The organism is Catenulispora sp. MAP12-49 (genome assembly GCF_041262705.1).
Classification (GTDB): domain Bacteria; phylum Actinomycetota; class Actinomycetes; order Streptomycetales; family Catenulisporaceae; genus Catenulispora.
In genome coordinates, this window is record NZ_JBGCCP010000023.1 from 66,600 (window position 1) to 85,556 (window position 18,957).

Consider the following 18,957-nt stretch of genomic DNA (forward strand, 5'->3'; position numbering starts at 1 on the left):
GGGGCCTGGCTCGGTCGTTTGGCGACCGTCGGGCTGGCCGGTTGCGGTTGGGGTGTGGGTTACAGGCCCCAACCGCAACCGGCCAGCGCCCCGCACCAGCAGCACGAGTCCTTCAGGTGCCGCGGTCAATCCGTGGTCGGCAGCCGATACACCACCAGCGTCTGCTCCGGTCGCTCGGCGACATGGAACGCCGCGTGCGACAGGGTGATCAGGCCCAGCCTCGGGTGCCGGACGCGCTTGTGGCCCGCGCGGCTGAACTGGATGTCGTACAGCGGCCACCATTGCCGTACCTCGGGGCTGGCTTCGGTCAGGTCGGCGACGAGGCGGGTCACGCGCGGGTGGTCGGGGTGGCGGCCGGCGATGGCGCGGAGGCGGGCCAGGATGTGGCGGGCTTCGGGTTCCCAGTCGACGAGGACCTCGCGGGCGGCGGGTTCGGTGAACATCCAGAGGACGACGTTGCCGTCGGGCTTGATGCCGCGGAAGAGTTCCGTGGCGGCGTCGTTGGCGGCCAGGACGTCGTAGCAGAGTCCTGTGACGTACGCCGGGTTCTCGCCGAGCAGGGCTGGGACGCCGGCGACCTCCGGCGCGGCCTGTTCGAAGGCGTCCGGGTCGGGGACGCCGTCCTCGGACGCGGCCCCTTCGGCGGCCAGCCGGTGCAGGTGCTCCTGCTCGGCGCCGGTCAGGTTCAGGGCGCGGGCCAGGGCGTCGAGTACCTGGCTGGAGGGGTTCACGTCGCGGCCCTGCTCCAGATACGTCAGCCAGGTCGCGCTGATGCCGGCCAGCAGGGCCAACTCCTCGCGGCGCAGGCCGGGCGTCCGGCGGCGGCCGGTGATCGGCAGGCCTGTCTGCGCGGGGTCGGTCCGCTCGCGGCGGCTGCGCAGGAACGCGCCCAGCTCCACGCTCACCCTAGAACCTCCAGTACCAGAATAAGGCGATTCTGGATACCAGCTTAACGCGCCGCCAAGCTTGTCCCATGCGAGCTTGGACTGTTGCATCTCAAGATGATGACCTGCGCGTGTCGGACGTTCCCGAGCCCACGCTTCAGGGCGGCGGCGTGGTGGTGGAGGTGCTCGCCGCGCACCTCCCGGCGTATACGAAGGCTGTGGTGAACGGCGGCCGGGGCGGTCTGCCGGTCCCGCTGACCCTCGGCGCCGCCTGCATCGGGCGCGTCATCGACGTCGCGCCCGACGTCTTCCACCTCGCCCCGGGCGACGTCGTGGTGGACACGGCGCTGCTCGACGCGGGCGAGGGCGATGAGATCCTGGTGGGCTGGGTCGGCCTCGGAGGAACCGGGACCGGCAGCGGGCGTACCGATCGGATGCGGAAGGTGTGGCACGACGGCGTCTTCGCCGAGCAGGCGCTCTGCGCGAAGGAGACGCTGGTCAAGCTGCCCGGCGCGCAGGACTACCCGGACTTGGCGCGCCTGTCCTTCCTGCCGTGGCTGACCATCGCCGCCGCCGGGCTGCACGCCGCGGGCCCCCTCACCGGCCGCGACGTCGCGATCATCGGCGCGACCGGCCAGCTCGGCGGCGCGGCGGTGCTGGTGGCGCTGGCCGAGGGCGCGGCGACGGTGACGGCCGTGGGCCGCAACCAGGATGCGCTGGACCGGCTCGCCGAGCTCGGTTCCCGCGTCCGCGTCCACCGCCTGACCGGCGACCGGGCGACCGACGCGGCCGGGATCGGCCCGGTGGACGTGGCCCTGGACGCCCTCGGCGCCACGCCGACCGCCGAGGCGACCATGGCGGCCTACGACAGCCTGCGGGTGGGAGGCACCATGGCACTCATCGGCGGGGTACGCCAGGACCTCACCATCCCGTACGGCGACCTGATGCACCGCAGGATCACGCTGCGCGGCTCCTGGATGACCGACCAGGAGACGGTGATCACGGTCTGGAACCTGATCCGTTCCGGGCTGCTGGACCTGTCCGCGCTCGAACCGCTGACGGTCGGCCTGGACGACCCGGCGGCCGCCCTTGACCTCGCGGAGCGTACGTCAGGACTCAGCTTCGTGGCGCTGGTTCCCTAGGACGCCGGCCAAGTGCTCGACCGACGCCACCGATTCGACGGCCGTGCCGTTGAGCGTGGTGATCGCGCAGGACGGTACTCCCGTCGTGAGAAGGCTGTCGCCGACGGCTGAGTCGCCCAACAGGGTGCGGAGCAGGTCCGCGGTCACGCCGCCATGGGTGACGATGGCGGCGGGGCTATCGGAGGCGCCGACCGCGCGGACCAGCGCGAGCAATCGGTCGGCTGCGGCGTGCGAGGAGTCGCCGATGGCGGGCACGTAGGCGCGGTCCTCCACCGTCCTGGCCCATTCGGCGCCAAAGTCTGCGAACGGCATTGTGCCGTCCCAGTTCATGCGCTCGATGGCCCGCTTGTCCTCGACGGGCTGAACGGCGACCGCATCGGCGATGATTTGCGCGGTCTCGCGCGAGCGTCGCAATGGACTGCAATAGACCCGACGTATGCCGGTGCGCCGCGCCCACCTACCGGTGAGCGCGGCGTGGGCACGCCCGAGCCTCGTGATGTCGGGGTCACCTGGTTCCCGCAGCTTTTCCGCGTGCTGGATGAGGTAGACATACATGTCCGCGATGGTCCGCGCGCGAGCGGCGCTCGTCCACGGCTTTTCAGGCCACGGACTCGCCGACCGGAGTCCTACCCCGGGTAGCTGACCCCGATCTGACCCCGCACCGCATCCATGGTCCGCATGACCGCGAGCGTCTCCGACCACGGCGCCAGCGGGCTCTCCCGAAGCCCGGCGCGCAGGCAGCGCTGGGCTTCGATCGCCTCGTGCACCATGCCCTGAGCCAGATACGGCTCCTCGATCCGTTGCGCCTGCTCGTTTCCGCGGTACAGCGAGAAGCCGGTCGGGGAGGTGAAGCCGCGTCCGAACTCGATCCGTCCCTCGGTGCCGGCCACGGTCGCGCTCCAGGTGCCGTCGGCCGAGATCGAGCAGGTCAGGGCTGCGATGCCGCCGCCGGGGTGGACGAGGGTCACCGCGGTGGTGTCGTCGACGCCCTCCGGGGTCAGCGTGCCGACCGCCTGCACGGTGCTCGGCGTGCCGAAGACCAGCTGGGCGATCGCCAGCGGGTAGACGCCGAGGTCCAGCAGTGCGCCGCCGCCGAGTTCGGGGTTGCGCATGCGGTGTTCGGGGCCGCCGGTGAAGCTGACCGAGAAGTCGGCGGTGACCAGGCGGGGTTCGCCGATGGCGCCGGCGCGCACCATCTCGACCATGCGCAGGACGGCCGGGACGGTGCGCGTCCACATCGCCTCCATGAAGAAGACGCCCGCGGCCTCGGCGCGGCGGCACAGGTCTTCGGCCTGCGCCGCGTCCAGGGTGAGCGGCTTCTCGCACAGCACGGCCTTGCCGGCGTCCAGGCACAGGGCGGCCGCCGCGTGGTGGGCCGAGTGCGGGGTGGCGACGTAGACGATGTCGACCTCGGGGTCCGCGGCCAACTCTGCCCAGGAGCCGTGGGCGCGGGGGATACCATGGCGGTCGGCGAAGGCCTGGGCCGTGTCGAGCGAGCGCGACCCGACGGCGACGACCTCGGCGTCGTCGAGAGTCTGCAGGTCAGCGGTGAAAGTGGCGGCGATGCCGCCGGTCGCCAGGATGCCCCAACGGATCTTGTTCTGCGTCACCGCGTCAGCATAGCCGCGCGCCGGAGCCGGCTCCCGAGATGATCAGATCTCGGAAAGCCGGCCCCGACCCTACTTCGGGCTCAGAACTGCTCGCTCAGCAGCGTCACGGGTAGCTGACGATGTCCGACGGGCCGCCGAACGCCGAGCTCACCGCCTTCCCGGTGCCGTTGACGACCGAGTCGATGCCGCCGGAGCCGTTCAGGAACACGCTCAGCAGGTCGTGCAGCTGCACCCCGGAGGTCTGCGGCACCTGGAACGCCATCGCGTTGTGGATGTCCACCCCCTGGTCGAAGTAGCTGTAGCTGCCCAGTCCGTAGCCCTGGAAGGAGGACACCGAGTTCGGGATGTACAGCGCCGGGTACCCCTTCTGGGACGCCGAGGCCATCCACGAGGCCTGGTTGGGCACCTCGTAGGGGTTCTCGTTCTGGAAGAAGATCACCGTGCCGTTCTGGCCGTTCCAGTCCACCTCGTTCTGCTGGAAGTGCTCCACCGCCAGGCCGTAGGACGTGACGTTGTTCCCGTTGACCACCAGGCCGGTCGGGCTCTGGTCGCCGGTCCACGTCCCGGCGCCCGCGCCGTGGTCCGCGCGCCAGATCCACACGTCGTCCAGCAGCGAGTCGTTGCTGTTGTCGACCAGCGGCGTGGTCACCGAGCCCGCGGTCGCGCCGCCGACGCGGAAGAACACGTCGTCCAGGGCCACCGGGTCGGTGTCGTGCCGGGTGGTGGAACCGGCCGTGCCGACCTGCAGCAGCGAGGGCGAGGTCGTCGCGCCCGCGTCGAAGATCAGGCCGCTGACCTGCACGCCGCTGACGTCCGCGACGCTCAGCGTCGTGTTGCCACCGGTCGGGACCAGCGTGGCGAAGCCCAGACCGACGATCTGCGTGTCCGGGTGCGTCACCGCGATGGTCGACGGGACGCTGTAGACACCCGGCGTGAACAGCAGGTTGTCGCCGGCGTTCAGGGCGGCGTTGATCTGGGCCACGGTCGCCGAGGGCTGCACCACGAAGAACGTGTTCAGCGACAGCGACTTGCCCGGGGTCTGGCCGTTGGTCCAGCTGGGGCCGTTGGAGTTCGTCGCCAGCGAGGGCACGAACACGCTGTAGTTCCCGCCGGAGTCCTGGTACAGGTACGGCGCCTCGCGCGTGACCGGGCAGGTCCCGAGCGTGGTGTACGGGTTCGGCCCGCCGGACAGGCCGGAGTTGGCGGCGAAGCTCTGCGCCGGCGCGCCCGGGTCGCCGCAGAAGACCTGGTTCCAGACGCCGTTGCTCCAGCCGTCCAGCGCCGAGTTCCGCGTGATGTACTGCTGCTGCGAGCCGTTGGTGACGGTGCCGCCGGTGAACTGCGAGTCGGCGATGAAACCGCCGCTGGCGTAGCCGGGGCCGCCGACGCAGTAGTCCATCAGACTCACGTTGCCGTTGATGTGCACCCGGCGCATCGGCGCGGCCTGCGACACGGCCCAGAAGTCGTCGCCGCTCTGGCAGCCGGACATGCCCGCGACGTTGATCGTCAGGTTGGTCAGCGAGCGCCAGAAGTTCGTGGTCGCGTTGCAGGTGCTGCCGGAGCACTGGTTGTAGGAGTCGACGGTGCCGTTGATGACGACGGCGCCGGGGTTCTGCCCGAGCCCCGCGACGGCCTCGTAGAAGCCGACCGTGAAGATCAGCGGGTTCGCCGCCGAGCCGTAGGTCCCGGGCTGGAACAGCAGCTCGTACCGGCCGGTCCCGAACTCGCTGGGGACCTGCTGGTCGGAGATCGCGTTCAGCTGGGACTGGATCGAGGACTGGGACATCGACGGGTTGAACACGATCACGTTGGAGCCCAGGGCGCCGCCGGTCGGGGGCGGGGGAGTGCCGCCGCCTCCGTTGGTGCCGCCGTAGACGCCGAGCTCCCACAGCGAGTAGCCGTAGCCGGTGTTGCGTGCGGTGCCGTACATCCGGATGTAACGACCGGAGCCGGACACGTTGAGCGTTTCGTTACCGCCCGGACCCGAGGTCGTGGAGTAGATCGTGGTCCAGTTCGCGGCGTCGTTCGAGGTCTGGATCTGATAGGCCTTGCCCGAGGCGGTCTCCCAGTTCAGGGTCACCTCGCAGATGCTCTGCGTGCTGCCCAGGTCCACCTGCAGCCACTGCGGATCCGAGAACTGCGACGACCAGCGCGTTCCGGAGTTCCCGTCCACCGCGGCCGAGGCCGGCGTGCCCGAGTTCTCCACGGATGATGCCGTCGCGGTCTTGTTCAAAGCCAGATTCGTGCCGGTGTCGCAACTGGCGGCCGCCGCCGGCCGCGCGCCGAACGACGGCACGGACAGCGCTGCCAGCAGCAGCGTGAGTACAACGAACAAAGCGGCCCGTGGCCGGGCCAGAGTACTGCTCAATTTGCTCTCCAAGGCGTGGGGTTTGCGAACCGAAGAGAGCGCCCTCGGGTCCTAAAAGTGGCGCACGCGTTACCTACTGTCAATACAGAACCGGTTCCGGAACTGGTTTCGTTAGCGGTTCCGAAACCAGTTCCGGAACCGGTTCCCCCCTTGACACCGACCAACAGAGGGCTGACGATTCAGGACCGAAGGGGCGCCCTCCCCGCACGGTTCACCGCACCGCAGCCACCCGCGTAGGAGGGTCATGATTCCCGCACGAAGATCTTCACGGAGATCCAGATCGTCGGCATTATTGCTGGTCCTGGCCATGATGCTGGCCGTCCTGTCCGTGCCGTCGCTGGGGGCGGGGCGGGCCCGGGCGGCCGGCTGCGACACCGGCACGAACCTGGCTTTGAACAAGACCGCCACGGCCTCGTCGCTGGAAGGGGCCGGGTACGCGGCTTCGGCCGCTGTGGACGGGAACACCGGGACGCGCTGGGCGTCCCAGTGGTCCGACCCCCAGTGGCTCCAGGTCGACCTGGGCAGCACCCAGAACATCTGCGAAGTCGTCCTGAACTGGGAGACCGCGTCCGGCAAGGCCTACCAGATCCAGACCTCGAACGACGCCGCGAACTGGACCACGATCTACTCCACGACCACCGGCCCCGGTGGCACCGAGACGCTGAACGTGTCCGGCTCCGGTCGCTACATCCGGATGTACGGCACCGCGCGCAACACCGGCTACGGCTACTCGCTCTGGGAGTTCAGCGTCTACGGCGGAGGCAGCAGCACCCCGCCGCCGCCGAACTGGAACCTGGTCTGGCAGGACACCTTCGGTGGCACCTCCGGCACCGCCCCCTCCTCGGCCAACTGGATCGAGGACACCGGCCACAACTCCGCGGGCGGTCCGGCGGACTGGGGCACCGGTGAGGTGGAGTCCGCGTCGTCGTCGACCGCAAACGTTTCCGTGGACGGCAGCGGCCACCTGAACATCACAGCTCTCGAGGACAGCTCGGGGAACTGGACGTCGGGCCGTCTGGAGACACAACGCTCTGACTTCGCGGCGCCCGCCGGCGGCATGCTGGAGGTCACCGCGAACATCAAGCAGCCGAACGTCGCCGACCCGGCCGGCTACTGGCCCGCGTTCTGGGCCCTCGGCAGCGGTTCGCGCACCGGCGCGGGCACCTGGCCGGCCATCGGCGAGACCGACATCATGGAGAACGTCAACGGTCATTCGACCACGTCGTCGGGCCTGCACTGCGGCGTCGCGCCGAACGGTCCGTGCAACGAGTACAGCGGCCGTGGCAGCGGTCTGCGAACCTGCACCGCCTGCCTGAGCAGCTACCACACCTACACCGAGGTCATCGACCGCACGAAGTCCGACGAGCAGATCCGCTTCTCGGTCGACGGCCAGGTCACCTGGACCGTCAGCGAGAGCCAGGTCGGGGTGACCACCTGGCAGAACGCCGTGGACCACGGCTTCTTCCTGATCCTGGACCTGGCGGTCGGCGGCTCCTGGCCGAACGTCGACTGCGGCTGCACGTCCCCGACCGCGGCGACCACCTCCGGCGGCACGCTGAGCGTCGGACCGGTCGCCGTCTACACCACCACCGGCCCGGCCCCGACGCCGCTGCAGCCGCCACCTGCGGCGACCGGGTCCAACGTCGTGAAGGTCACCGGCAGCCAGGGGAACTGGGCGCTGACCGTGAACGGCGCGCCGTACCAGGTCAAGGGTGTCACCTGGGGTCCGGGCAACCAGGCCGGCGACGGCTACCTGGCCGACGCCGCGTCGATGGGGGTCAACACCATCCGGACTTGGGGCACCGACGCCACCTCCCAACCGCTGCTGGACGCGGCCGCGGCCCGGGGCATAAAGGTCATCAACGGCTTCTGGCTGAATCAGGGAGCTGACTATCTCAACGACACGACCTACAAGACCAACACCCTGAACTCCATCAAACAGTTCGTCACGCAATACAAGGACCATCCAGCAACGCTGATGTGGGACGTGGGGAACGAGGTCATCCTCACCTCGCAGAACTACACCTATCCCAACGGCGCCACGGTCGAACAGGAGCGCGTCGCCTACGCGCAGTACGTGGAGCAGGTCACCGAGGCGATCCACGCCATCGACCCCAACCACCCGGTCACCTCGACGGACGCCTGGACCGGCGCCTGGCCGTACTACAAGCAGTACACGCCGAGCCTGGACCTGCTGGCCGTGAACTCCTACGGCTCGGTGTGCAACGTGAACACCGACTGGGTCAACGGCGGGTACACCAAGCCGTACATCGTCACCGAGTCCGGCGACCCCGGCGAGTGGGAGGTGCCCAACGACGCCAACGGCGTGCCCAACGAGCCCACCGACCAGCAGCAGCGCGACGGCTACACCAGCGCGTGGAACTGCATCGCCGGGCACCCGGGGGTCTCCTTCGGCGGGACGCTGTTCAACTACGGCGTCGAGAACGACTTCGGCGGCGTCTGGTTCAACCTGCTCACCGGCGGCTGGCGGCGGCTGTCGTACTACGCGGTCAAGCAGGCCTTCACCGGCCAGGCACAGACGAACACGCCCCCGGAGATCACCTCGATGACCCTGAGCAACACCGCCAGCGTGCCGGCCGGCGGCCAGTTCACCATGAACGTCGGGGCGAACAACCCGACCGGGGACGCGCTGAGCTACAACGTGGCGCTGTCGAGCAAGTACGTGAACGGCAACACCCCGTTGCAGTCCCCGTCCAGCTACACCCAGACCGGTCCCGGGGCGTTCACCATCACCGCGCCGCAGACGCTCGGCGTGTGGAAGGTGTACGTGTACGTCTACGACCAGCACGGCGGTGTCGGCATCCAGTCCGAGTCGTTCCGCGTGGTCGCGCCTCCCGTCGCCGGCACGAACGTGGCGCTGGGCAAGCCGACCACGGCCTCCTCGTTCCAGGCCGCGGCCAACGGACTGACCTACGTCGCGGGCAACGCCACCGACGGGAACTGGACCACGCGCTGGGCCAGTGACTGGAGCGACCCGCAGTGGATCCAGGTCGACCTCGGCCAGAGCACCGCGATCAAGCACATCCAGCTGGGCTGGGAGTCGGCGTACGCGAAGGCGTACCAGATCCAGGTGTCGAACGACGGGACGAACTGGACCACCGTGTACAGCACCACGACCGGAGCCGGAGGCGTCGAGACGTTCGACGTGTCGGGGACCGGTCGCTATGTACGCATGTACGGCACGGCACGCGGGACCACGTACGGCTACTCGCTCTACGAGTTCGGCGTCTACGCGTGACCTCCATGGTGAGATGAGAGAGCGAGTGTGAGGTGCCTGGCCGCGGGTTGTCGCCCGCGGCCAGGCGTTCGCGCTCCTGTCTCAGGAGATGGTCACGACCCCGTCAGCGGAAACAGGGGAGCCGAACCCCGCGGAAAGGGCGGCGACTCGGTGGAGAACGTCTGCGGCATCGTCACCGGTCAGCGGCCGCACGTCGTTGTCGCGCCCGCGGCGGACCGGACGAAGTTCGACGCTGCGCAGACGGCGGTCCTCGATCCGACAGCGCAGGACGAGCCCATCGAGATGCCGGCCGGTCATCGCGGGCCAGTCGAAGACGAAGTTCCCAAGGCTGTAGAAGATCGGTCGGCCGCGGTACGGCTCGACGCCCTGAAGCGTGTGCGGCCCGTGGCCCATGACGAGGTCCGCGCCGGCGTCGATGGCAGCACGGCCGATGGCCTGCTGGTAGTCGCACACAGTGTCGCCGGCCACGCCCCAGTGGCAGGAGACGACCAGGACGTCGCAGCGGGTCCGCAGTTCTTCCACGTCCCGGACCATCGCGGCCAGCTCGTGGAGAACCGGCTCGGTCAGGACGCGCGGCGGCCGGCCGGGAACCTCGGCCGACCGCAGGTCGGGAACGTAGGACGTCGAGGCGCGCAGGCTCGCCACCCCCGCTGTCTGTATCCCGGCGGCCATCCCGAAGGGCCAGCAGATGGAGGTGTAGGCCAGGAACCCGAACCGGGTGCCGTCCCGTTCGAGCACGACAGGGCGATGGGCGTGCCGCAGGTCGGCGCCGGCGCCGCAGTGCGCGATGCCGGCGCCGTCGAGGGTGTCCAGACCGGCCAGCACCGCACTCGGCGGGAACGTGACGTTGTTGGCGACGCCGACCGCGTCGATACCGGCCGCGACCAGGCCCTTGACCATGTCCGGCTCGGAGTGGCGCCAGCCCGGCTTGTGCGCGATGTCAGGGTCGAGCGGATCGTCCCGGGACCCGCACAACACGCCTTCGAGATTGACGAAGCGCACGTCGGCGGACGCCAGCAGGTCCTTCACATGCGTGAAGGCGGAGGCGGGATCCGCGCGGCCCTGCAAGTTGACGTCTCCGGCGAGCACCAATATCTGCGGCATCCCATGACGCTATCCCACAGTGCCCGGTCAGCTCTCGAACTCGTGATCGCCGGTGAGCCTACGGCCCTTGGGCATGATTCGGCTTTCACCTTTCCGCTGGATCTTCAGTGGTGTGATTGTCGGAATACGTTGCCCTCCCAGCGATCAAGGTCACCCGCCGCGGCCTTCGGTGAAACGCGGCCGGGGATGTCTCACTCGACTGGCCGATAGAGCCGCAGCGGGCTCCGGCTCACAGCAGCCCGGCCAGCCGGTACAAAACCAGCGAACCGGCGACCGCGACGTTGAGGCTGGCCCCGGTCCCGATCATGGGGATCTCGACCGCCACGTCGAGCAGTTCCACCGCGTCCGGCGGGATGCCGTCGCGTTCGTGCCCGAGGACCAGGACGGTGCGGTTGCGGGCGGTCGGCAGGTCGGCCAGGCGCACCGCCTCGTCGGCGAGTTCGGCGCCGACGATGGTGGTGTCCTTGCGGGCCTGCTGCCGGGCCAGCCAGGTGAGCTGGTCGCCGGTCCAGTGCACGCACGCGGGCTTTCGCAGGGTGTTGCCGCGTGCCAGGGCCTCCGGCACCCAGCGCAGCCTCGGCACGGCCAGGCACGCCCCGACCGCGTCGCAGGTGCGCAGCAGGGTGCCGAGGTTGGCTTCGTGCATGGGCCACAGGGGTGCGGCGATGAGGTGGTCCCAGCAGCTGTGGGAGCGGTGGCGGCGTTCGGTGCGCAGATCGCGGGGGGACTTCACCCGCACGGCGGACGCGGTCACCAGGTGGTCTTCTGCGGCTCCGGCAGAGAGTTCATCGGGCTCTTCATTTCGTTGGTGGCGCTTCGCGGCGCGCCTGGGCCATCGACGGGGATGACGCCGCCCCGACGCTGGGGCGGGGCGGCGTTCGTATGGCATCCAGGATAGCGCGGCAGCGCTCAACTGAACCGGATGATCACCGCACTGCCCGCCTGCACGGTCACACTCGCGCTCCCGTGGTGCACCGAGACCGGCGTGTGCCGCGGTGCCGGGAAGGCCCCGTGCGCCCCGACCTGCTGTCCGCCGAGCGTGATGTCGGTGGTGGCCGCGAGGCCGGCCGCCGAGGTGGTGGCCAGCGTCGTGGCGCTTCCGTGGTTCAGGCCAGGCAGTCCGAGGGCCAGGTTCACGGTCGTCGCCGCGTGGTTCGCCGGGTCCTGCACGTCGTCGAGCACGACCGTCAGATGCCCGCCTTCCCGCACCGCGTAGGCGCGCACGTCGGCCGCGTCCGGGTTGTCCAGCGCCACGAAGTCGCCGCTGCCGACCAGTGACGTGGCCAGCATGCCGTAGTACAACGGGCGCGGGGTCAGGTCGCCGGTCGTCGGGCACAGCGGGGTGTAAGGGTCGCAGCCTGCTGCGTTGGTGCCGTCCATGAACTCGGCGCTGGTGATGCCGTCCTGGGCGAGCAGCAGGTTGTAGTCCAGGGCCCACAGCGCCGAGGCGAAGGTGTCGCTGACGCCGGCCGTGCCCGCGCAGACCGTCGAGTTGGTCTCGGTCATCGCCGCCGGGACGTGCAGTTGGCCCGCCGCGCTCAGGGCCGCCTGCGCGTTGGCGTTCTCGTACTGCGTCGAGGCCGTGCTCAGCAGCTGCGCGATGGTGGCGACCTGGCCGCCGCAGGCACTGGTCGGGTAGGTGTGGTCGGTGACCAGCGAGACGTCCGGGTGCGCGGCGTCGGCGTCGGCGAAGCCGGCCAGCCAGGAGGCGTGGTTCGTCTCGGCGTCCGGGCCGGTCAGGCCGATGCCGGGGACGGCGGCGCGGATGGCCGAGGCGTACGTCTCGAAGTCGGCGTAGTAGGCGGCGGCGTCGGTCTCGTAGAAGTTCGGCTCGTTGCCCACCTCGATCGCCAGCAACGACCGGCCGAAGATCTGCCGCGCATACTTCGCCTCGTCGGCGGCGCGCGCCGGATCGCGGTGCTTGAGGTTCACCGCCAGGATCACCTTCCAGCCGGTCGCGTGCGCGATCGTGGCCAGGTGCCGGAGCTTGTCCGGCGTGATGGTGCCGGAGGTGGCCCAGGCCGGGGCGGTCTCGCCGGTGGAGGTCCAGAACGTGCCGTCGCCGGAGTTGCCCCCGACCCGCAGCACGCCGCCGGAACCAAGGGTCCTGAGATACCCGGCGAGGTCGGTACTGGAGTAGTCGTCGGCGGCGACCGTCGCGGCGCCGAAGGAGAGCCCGACGAAGCCGGGACGCAGTTGATGGCCGATCTGGCCGGGGTGAACGGTGATGGCCAGGCCGGCGGCCGGCGCGGCATGTTGCTGGGCTTGGGCGGTCCCGGCGGCACAGAGTGCGGCGACGGCGAGTGCGGCGGCCGTGAGGGCGCGCGCGGAAGCAAAGCTCATGTGCTGGCTCCTGCATCGGTGTGGGGACTCACAATTTCGTACGCGTATACGGGCCCGCACAAGGAGTTGGCGAGTAAAACTTCAGATAAGTGATTGGCGTTCACAGATGTGAATCCCTCGACCATTTAGTGACCACTGGTCTCTAAATCGGCTACCCTGGTCGCATGAAGCATCAGAACCAGATCCACGGCACGGTGGCGAACGGCTTCGAGCAGGTCCGCGAGGAGTTCGCCGCGATCGCCGCCGGCCAGGGCGCCGACTACGCCGCGCAGGTCGCGCTGTACCGACACGGGCACCAGGTCGTGGACCTGTGGACCGGCCCGGACATCGACGGCGACGCGTTGTTCGGTGCGTACTCCGCCTCCAAAGGCGCCACGCACCTGATCGTCGCCTCACTCGTGCAGGACGGAGTCCTGGACTACGAGCAGAAGGTCAGCCACTACTGGCCGGAGTTCGCGGCCGCCGGCAAGGGCGACCTGACACTGCGCGAACTGACCGCGCACCGGTCCGGACTGGTCGGCGCCGACGCCGGCTTCAGCCTGGAGGAACTCGCCGACGACCGGGTGGTGGCCGAGCGGCTGGGCGCGCAGCGTCCGTACTGGCGGCCGGGCACTGCGTTCGGCTACCACGCGCTGGTCATGGGCGCACTCAGCGCCGAGGTGGTACGCCGCGCAACCGGCAGCAGCCTGCAGGACCTGTTCTCCGAGCGCATGACCAAGGCCCACGCCGTCGACTTCCATCTAGGGCTCCCGGCCGAGCTCGAACCGCGCTACCGCCCCACGCTCCCGATGCTCGAGACCCCCGAGCGCCTGGCCGAACTCGCCCGCGACACCAAGGCCCCGACCAGCCTCAACGGCATAGCCTTCAACCGCCACCGGCCGGGAGGTCCGCAAGTGTGGGAGCTGCCGAACCATCAGGTGGTGCGCACGCTGGGCACCGCGTCCTTCGGCGGCGTCGCCTCAGCGCGCGGCCTGGCCCGGATGTACGCCGCCGCGATCAGCACGGTCGACGGCGCCGACCCGCTGCTCACCCCCGACACACTCGGCACGGTCGGCCAGATCCAGTCCATCGGCACCGACGCCGTCCTCGGCATGCCGAAGGCCTTCACCGTCGGATTCCACGCGGTCGCCGAGTACTACCCACAACTCGGCCAGGGCTCCTTCGGCCACAGCGGCGCCGGCGGCCAGCAGGCGTTCGCCGATCCGCGCAACGGCATCGCCTACGGGTACACGCGGCGGCGCATGCCGTTCCCCGCAGCACCGGGGCCGGAGAACGATCGGCTTATTGCCGCTGCGTATAAGGCTGCCGGTTTGTTGGTGGCTTAAGGGCATTGTCTTACGGCTTCGCACATGGTTTACGGGATCCACGTCTCACACGGGAGTCGGCTATCGAGGGCCGACCACCGTGTGACAGGTGGATCCCGCATCCCATAGAGGGGGGTTTGTTCGGGGGACCCGGAACACGGTGACCACAAGCAGCACCGCCACCGAACAACGCGACGCGCCCACGCACGAAGACAAAGCCGAACAGTCGCGGGCCGCCGCCATCAAGCAGGCCCGCAGGGGGCACCCCCCGCTGTAGAGCGCCCGCCGGAGGCACCTGCTCTTGATCTTAGGCACCCACCAAACGCGGCAGACACCCGCCAGACCAAACGCGTGCGCAGTGACTCGGACCTGTGCGTGGTTGTGAACATGGAGACCCCCAGCCGCCACTCGAGAGCAAGAGCAAGAGCAAGAGCAAAAGCAAAAGCGAAAGCAGAGGCGCCGGCCCCGGAAACATCACGCTCCCAGAACCGGCGCCCGCCATCAGCAGCCCACTAAATCAGCAGCCACACATCACGGCGCCCACCCCACCGTCGCAATGAAACTACTGTCATCCGCCCACGAGCTCGTAGCGTCCCAAGCATCGGAACCGCCATTGCTCGCGATATACACCTGCCCGTTGTAATGCCGCAGGAACAGCGACGGGTTCGCCACTGAATACAGCGACACCCCCTGCCCGTTCCCATTATTCGCGCGCGTCGGACAGAACGTCGCGTCCGACGCGAACTGCGCGCTCCCATCGTTCTGCTGCTGATACACCGCGCCGCTGCTCTGGCGCAGGTACCCGTTGGCGAAGTCCTTCGCCTCGAACGACAGGCACGAGCTGTTGCTCAAGCCCTGGTGAACGATCCAGGTAGCGTCCTGCTTGTCCAGAGTCGGGTTGCCGCCGTTGATACCCGAGATCTTCGCCACTCCGTTCTGATGACGGATGTAGTCCGACGTGCAGCACGGCGTCGTCGCCCGGAACGAGACCTCCGTGCCGGGGGTCAGGGCCGCCGTGCTCTGATACGTGAACACCTGGTCTGCCGCCCCGACGCAGGCCTCGATGTCCAGGACCGTGCCGTTCGCGGTGTTGGCGCCGGGATCGGTCAGGCACAGGCCGGACTGGGGGTTCAGCAGCGTCCCGTCAGCCTGCTGCACCCACTGCTGCCCGCCGATGCCGTTGCAGTTCCACAGCTCCACCTTGGCGCCGACCGCCGTGGAGTCACCGTCGATGTCCAGGCAGCGGGTCAGGGTCTCCAGCGTGTTCGACGCGGTGTGGACCCAGTGCTGATCCACCGCCGTCGGGATGCAGTCCCACAGCTGCACCGCGAAGCCGAAGCCGCCGTAGGGGTCGTTGCCCGCGACGTCCATGCACTTGCCGCCGGGTGCGTTGACCGCCGCGCCGCCGGAGACGGCGAACTTCTGCGAGGCGGCGCCGGTGCAGGACTCGATGTCGAGCACGGTGCCGTTCGACGAGTTGCCGCCGGGATCCGTCAAGCACAGGCCCGACTGCGGGTTCAGCAGCGACCCGTCAGCCTGCTGCACCCACTTCTGCCCGCCAACGCCATTACAGTCCCACAGCTCGACCTGCGTGCCGGCGGTGGTGACGTTGCCCTTGATGTCCAGGCACAGGCCCAGCGTGGTGATCGAACCGTCCGAGTTCTTCCACCAGGCCTGGCCGTTCGCCTCGCGGGCGCAGGCGGTGATGACGACGTTCGCGCCGTCGGCACCGGAGGTCCCGTTGGCGTTGTCGACGCACTTGCCGGCCGGGGCGTTGATCGGCGTGCTCTGGAACACCGGTCCGGGGGAGATGATGAACCGCTGCCCCGCGCTCCCGGTGCAGGCCTCGATGTCCAGTACGACACCGTCGGTGGTGCTGCCGCCCGGACTGGTGAGACAGAGCCCTGACTGCGGGTTCAGCAGCGTGCCGTTCGATTGCGGGACCCACTGCTGCCCGCCGACGCCATTACAGTCCCACAGCTCGACCTGCGTACCGGAGGCGGTGCCGTTGCCCTTGATGTCCAGACAGCGGCCGAGCGTCTTCAAGTCGTACTGGTACTCAGGAGTCCCGCCGGTGATGTACACCAGCGGCGTGTTGCGCATGTACTCCCAGTGCTGGTCGACCGCGTCGTGCTTGCAGTCCCACAGGTCGACGTTGGTGCCGTCGCCACCGTTGTCGTCACCGTAGACGTCCAGGCACTTGCCGCCGGGACCGGTGATCCCGACGCCCGGACCGCCGCCGGAGGTGCCGGTATAAGCAGCCGAGGAAATATTGGTCTGCAGCGAGGCGACAGTGGCGTTCGAGGCGTACCCCGATGTCATCGCGCCCTCGAAGAACGCGCCCGGAGCGGCGTTGCTGTTGTCACCGCCGGTGCCCAGGGCGATGCCGCCTTCCTTCTTCATCGGCGCGTATCCCGATGGCAGTGCACCGCTGTACAGCGATGGCACCGTTGGCTGCGTCGCATCACCTCCGTCCAGGGCGAAGTTCGCCGTCCCGTCGTTGCGCAGTACCGCTGTGACGAACGGACTGTGCAGCGTCGTGTTGGACGGATTGCCGGATCCGTTGCCCATGAACACGCCGTTCTCCAGGTCGGCCTGGATCCACGGCCCCGGCCCCGAGCACGGCGAAGCACTGCAATAGGAGGAGACGATCAGCGCGTCCATGTGCGCCGCGCCGGTGTCCTTCGAGGCGTTCTCGACGTTGCCGAAGTCCGAGCAACAGCCGTTGGTCGCGTTGGTGCCGCTGGCCACCTCGTACATCGACTCCGGCTGGCTGCCGGTCGCGACCCCGGTCCCCACCGAGCGCCGGTAGCCGGTGCGGGGGAACGTGGCGATGCCGTAGGCCTTGTGGCCGCCGACGGTGACCGGCAGCGCGTCGGCGCGCGCGCCCACGTCGCTGGACCCGGCGTCGCCGACCGGGGCGATGGTGAGGTCGTTGTGGTTCGACGACTGGTCGTAGATCTTCGTGATGGTGCAGACCGTGCCGGCGCAGAACGAGTCCTGCGCGGCGGCGTTGGAGTAGCCGCCGGCGGCCAGCAGTCCGATGTCGGACGCCGCGCCGTCGGAGGCGCGCGTCACCTGGTAGAGCGGGCCGTTGTAGGTCGCGTACATGGCACGGACCGAGCTGTACGCGGCGACGCACGGCGTGCCGCCGCTGCCGAATGTGTCGCAGGGCAGGGTGGAGGTCGAGGCCGAGGTCGAGGTCGAGGCCGAGGAGCCGGCGGCCGCCGTACGCGACGGCGGGCTGAGGACCAGCATGGCGGCGACTGCGAGCAGCGCGCCCAACAGGGAGAGCAATCGGCGCGGGAACGCCGGTGTGGAGCGATTGAACATCTGGTTCCAATCACTTGCTCGATGGGATGGCAGGTGACGCGAGCAGGAACCACCGGCCGGGGGCACGGGCCCCCGGCTGGTGCGGAATCAGGGCTTTACCGGTCGGTGGGAACGAGCCGGATCATGTTCCAGGACACCGGCGGCAGGGAAGCCGTCAGGCGCTGCCCCTCGGTGCTCGCGCCGTCGACGCTCTTTGGCGCTATCGCCGTGGGCGTCTCGATCGAGTTCACGGCGTCGAGGTCCTGCTCGCCGCCGAGATGCAGGTGTTCGGCCACCACCAGGTCGCCGAACGCCCGCAGGTCGATCTCCAGGCGGGCCGGGTCCTCGGTGTGCCGGTTCATCGCGAACACCGTGACCTGCCCGCTTTCGCGGTCGTGCGTGGCCACCACGTCCACCAGCGGCACGTCGCCGTGCTCGTCGGTGTCGTAGAGGGAGGTGGCCGTAGGAACCCTCAGCACGTCCCCGGCCGCGTGGCGGGCGGTGAGCGCGAAGGGGTGGAAGATGGTCTGCGCCCAGGCCGGACGGTCCGGCTCGGCGCGGATCGGGCCGATCACGTTCACCAGCTGTGCCAGGCACGCGATGGTGACCCGGTCGGCGTGGCGCAGCAGGGACATCAGCAGGCTGCCGAAGACCACCGCGTCCTGCACGGTGTAGGTGTCCTCGATCAGCCGCGGCGCCTGCTCCCAGTCCAGGTTGGTGTGGCCGGCGAAACGGCTCTCCTGCCACAGGTTCCACTCGTCGAAGGACAGGTTGAGCTTCTTGCGGGACTTCTTCTTGGCCGAGACGTGGTCCGCGGTGGCCACCACGCCGTCGATGAAGCGGTCCATCCCGACCGCGGCGCCCAGGAAGCTGGCGCGGTCCTGGCCGTGCTGCTCGTAGTAGGCGTGCAGGGAGATGTAGTCCACGTAGTCGAAGGTGTGCTCCAGGACCGTGGACTCCCAGGAGCCGAAGGTCGGCATCTGCGCGTTCGAGCTGCCGCAGGCCACCAGCTCGATGCGCGGGTCCACCTGGCGCATCGCCTTGGCGGTCTCGGCGGCCAGCCGGCCGTACTCCTCGGCGGTCTTGTGCCCGGTCTGCCAGGGGCCGTCCATCTCGTTGCCCAGGCACCACAGCTTGATGTCGTGCGGCTGCTCGACGCCGTGCTTGCGGCGAAGGTCGGAGAAGTAGGTGCCGCCGGGGTGGTTGGCGTACTCCAGCAGATCGCAGGCCTCCTGGATGCCGCGGGTGCCCAGGTTCACCGCCATCATCGGCTCCACCCGCGCCCGAGCGGCCCAGGCCATGAACTCGTTCAGCCCGAACTCGTTGGTCTCGATGGACCGCCAGGCCTGGTCCAGGCGCCGGGGCCGCTCGGAGACCGGGCCGACGCCGTCCTCCCAGCGGTAGCCGGACACGAAGTTCCCGCCGGGGTAGCGGATGACGCTGATCCCGAGCTCGCGGGTCAGCTCCAGGACGTCCAGGCGGGTGCCGTCGGGGTCGGACTCGGAGTGTCCGGGCTCGTAGATGCCGCCGTAGACGCAGCGGCCCATGTGCTCCACGAAAGAACCGAACAGGCGGCGGTCGACCGGCGCGATCCGGAAGGCCGGGTCGAGGGTGGCGTGTGCTGTCAGCAA

Annotated in this window: 12 protein-coding genes; 3 read left to right on the forward strand and 9 right to left on the reverse strand. The window is 69.3% G+C overall.

Annotated elements, in window-relative coordinates; genetic code table 11:
• Positions 1-125: 125 nt before the first annotated feature.
• Positions 126-905 carry a helix-turn-helix transcriptional regulator gene (locus ABIA35_RS33105; protein ID WP_370334985.1) on the reverse strand — a complete coding sequence of 260 codons (780 nt, stop codon included), beginning with the start codon at positions 903-905 and terminating at the stop codon, positions 126-128.
• A gap of 110 nt (positions 906-1,015) precedes the next feature.
• Between ABIA35_RS33105 and ABIA35_RS33110 the strand changes: the two genes are divergently transcribed.
• The gene (locus ABIA35_RS33110) at positions 1,016-2,026 is read left to right on the forward strand and encodes a zinc-binding dehydrogenase (protein WP_370334983.1); all 1,011 of its coding nucleotides are present in this window, start codon (positions 1,016-1,018) and stop codon (positions 2,024-2,026) included.
• Here the strand turns inward: ABIA35_RS33110 and ABIA35_RS33115 are convergent.
• The 3 genes from ABIA35_RS33115 to ABIA35_RS33125 form a co-directional block, all read right to left on the reverse strand.
• Positions 1,994-2,581, reverse strand: a complete 588-nt coding sequence (locus ABIA35_RS33115) for a histidine phosphatase family protein (protein ID WP_370334982.1) — start codon at positions 2,579-2,581, stop codon at positions 1,994-1,996. The two genes, ABIA35_RS33110 and ABIA35_RS33115, sit on opposite strands and share 33 nt — an antisense overlap.
• A 71-nt stretch (positions 2,582-2,652) precedes the next feature.
• Entirely contained in the window at positions 2,653-3,636 is a 984-nt protein-coding gene (locus tag ABIA35_RS33120) for a Gfo/Idh/MocA family protein (RefSeq protein ID WP_370334980.1), read from the reverse strand.
• Positions 3,637-3,739: 103 nt separating this feature from the next.
• Positions 3,740-6,004, reverse strand: a complete 2,265-nt coding sequence (locus ABIA35_RS33125) for a discoidin domain-containing protein (protein ID WP_370334978.1) — start codon at positions 6,002-6,004, stop codon at positions 3,740-3,742.
• 244 nt (positions 6,005-6,248) lie between these two features.
• Here ABIA35_RS33125 and ABIA35_RS33130 point away from each other — a divergent pair, with 244 nt between their 5' ends.
• Entirely contained in the window at positions 6,249-9,263 is a 3,015-nt protein-coding gene (locus ABIA35_RS33130) for a discoidin domain-containing protein (protein WP_370334976.1), read from the forward strand.
• Between the two features lie 81 nt (positions 9,264-9,344).
• Here the strand turns inward: ABIA35_RS33130 and ABIA35_RS33135 are convergent, their stop codons facing one another.
• From ABIA35_RS33135 to ABIA35_RS33145, 3 genes are all read right to left on the reverse strand, one after another.
• Complete coding sequence (locus ABIA35_RS33135) at positions 9,345-10,367, reverse strand: CapA family protein (protein ID WP_370334973.1); 1,023 nt, start codon at positions 10,365-10,367, stop codon at positions 9,345-9,347.
• 229 nt (positions 10,368-10,596) lie between these two features.
• Positions 10,597-11,121: a TrmH family RNA methyltransferase gene (locus ABIA35_RS33140; protein ID WP_370334971.1), complete on the reverse strand. Its 525-nt coding sequence runs from the start codon at positions 11,119-11,121 to the stop codon at positions 10,597-10,599.
• Positions 11,122-11,276: 155 nt separating this feature from the next.
• On the reverse strand, positions 11,277-12,710 hold the full coding sequence (locus ABIA35_RS33145; RefSeq protein WP_370334969.1) for a glycosyl hydrolase family protein: 1,434 nt from the start codon (positions 12,708-12,710) through the stop codon (positions 11,277-11,279).
• A 164-nt stretch (positions 12,711-12,874) separates the two neighbouring features.
• Here ABIA35_RS33145 and ABIA35_RS33150 point away from each other — a divergent pair, with 164 nt between their 5' ends.
• Complete coding sequence (locus ABIA35_RS33150; protein WP_370334967.1) at positions 12,875-14,035, forward strand: serine hydrolase domain-containing protein; 1,161 nt, start codon at positions 12,875-12,877, stop codon at positions 14,033-14,035.
• Between the two features lie 510 nt (positions 14,036-14,545).
• On the opposite strand, the gene ABIA35_RS33155 is transcribed toward ABIA35_RS33150, so the two are convergent.
• Positions 14,546-17,347 (reverse strand): arabinofuranosidase catalytic domain-containing protein, encoded by a 2,802-nt coding sequence (locus ABIA35_RS33155; RefSeq protein WP_370360584.1) that lies wholly within the window; start codon positions 17,345-17,347, stop codon positions 14,546-14,548.
• 95 nt (positions 17,348-17,442) lie between these two features.
• Positions 17,443-18,957: an alpha-N-arabinofuranosidase gene (locus ABIA35_RS33160; RefSeq protein WP_370360585.1), complete on the reverse strand. Its 1,515-nt coding sequence runs from the start codon at positions 18,955-18,957 to the stop codon at positions 17,443-17,445.

What these genes read in the sequence shown, in the direction of transcription:
- ABIA35_RS33115 (WP_370334982.1), bottom strand. Translation starts at nt 2,581, where the DNA reads ATGTATGTCTACCTCATCCAGCACGCGGAAAAGCTGCGGGAACCAGGT.
- ABIA35_RS33130 (WP_370334976.1), top strand. Translation starts at nt 6,249, where the DNA reads ATGATTCCCGCACGAAGATCTTCACGGAGATCCAGATCGTCGGCATTA.
- ABIA35_RS33135 (WP_370334973.1), bottom strand. Translation starts at nt 10,367, where the DNA reads ATGCCGCAGATATTGGTGCTCGCCGGAGACGTCAACTTGCAGGGCCGC.
- ABIA35_RS33145 (WP_370334969.1), bottom strand. Translation starts at nt 12,710, where the DNA reads ATGAGCTTTGCTTCCGCGCGCGCCCTCACGGCCGCCGCACTCGCCGTC.
- ABIA35_RS33150 (WP_370334967.1), top strand. Translation starts at nt 12,875, where the DNA reads ATGAAGCATCAGAACCAGATCCACGGCACGGTGGCGAACGGCTTCGAG.
- ABIA35_RS33155 (WP_370360584.1), bottom strand. Translation starts at nt 17,347, where the DNA reads ATGTTCAATCGCTCCACACCGGCGTTCCCGCGCCGATTGCTCTCCCTG.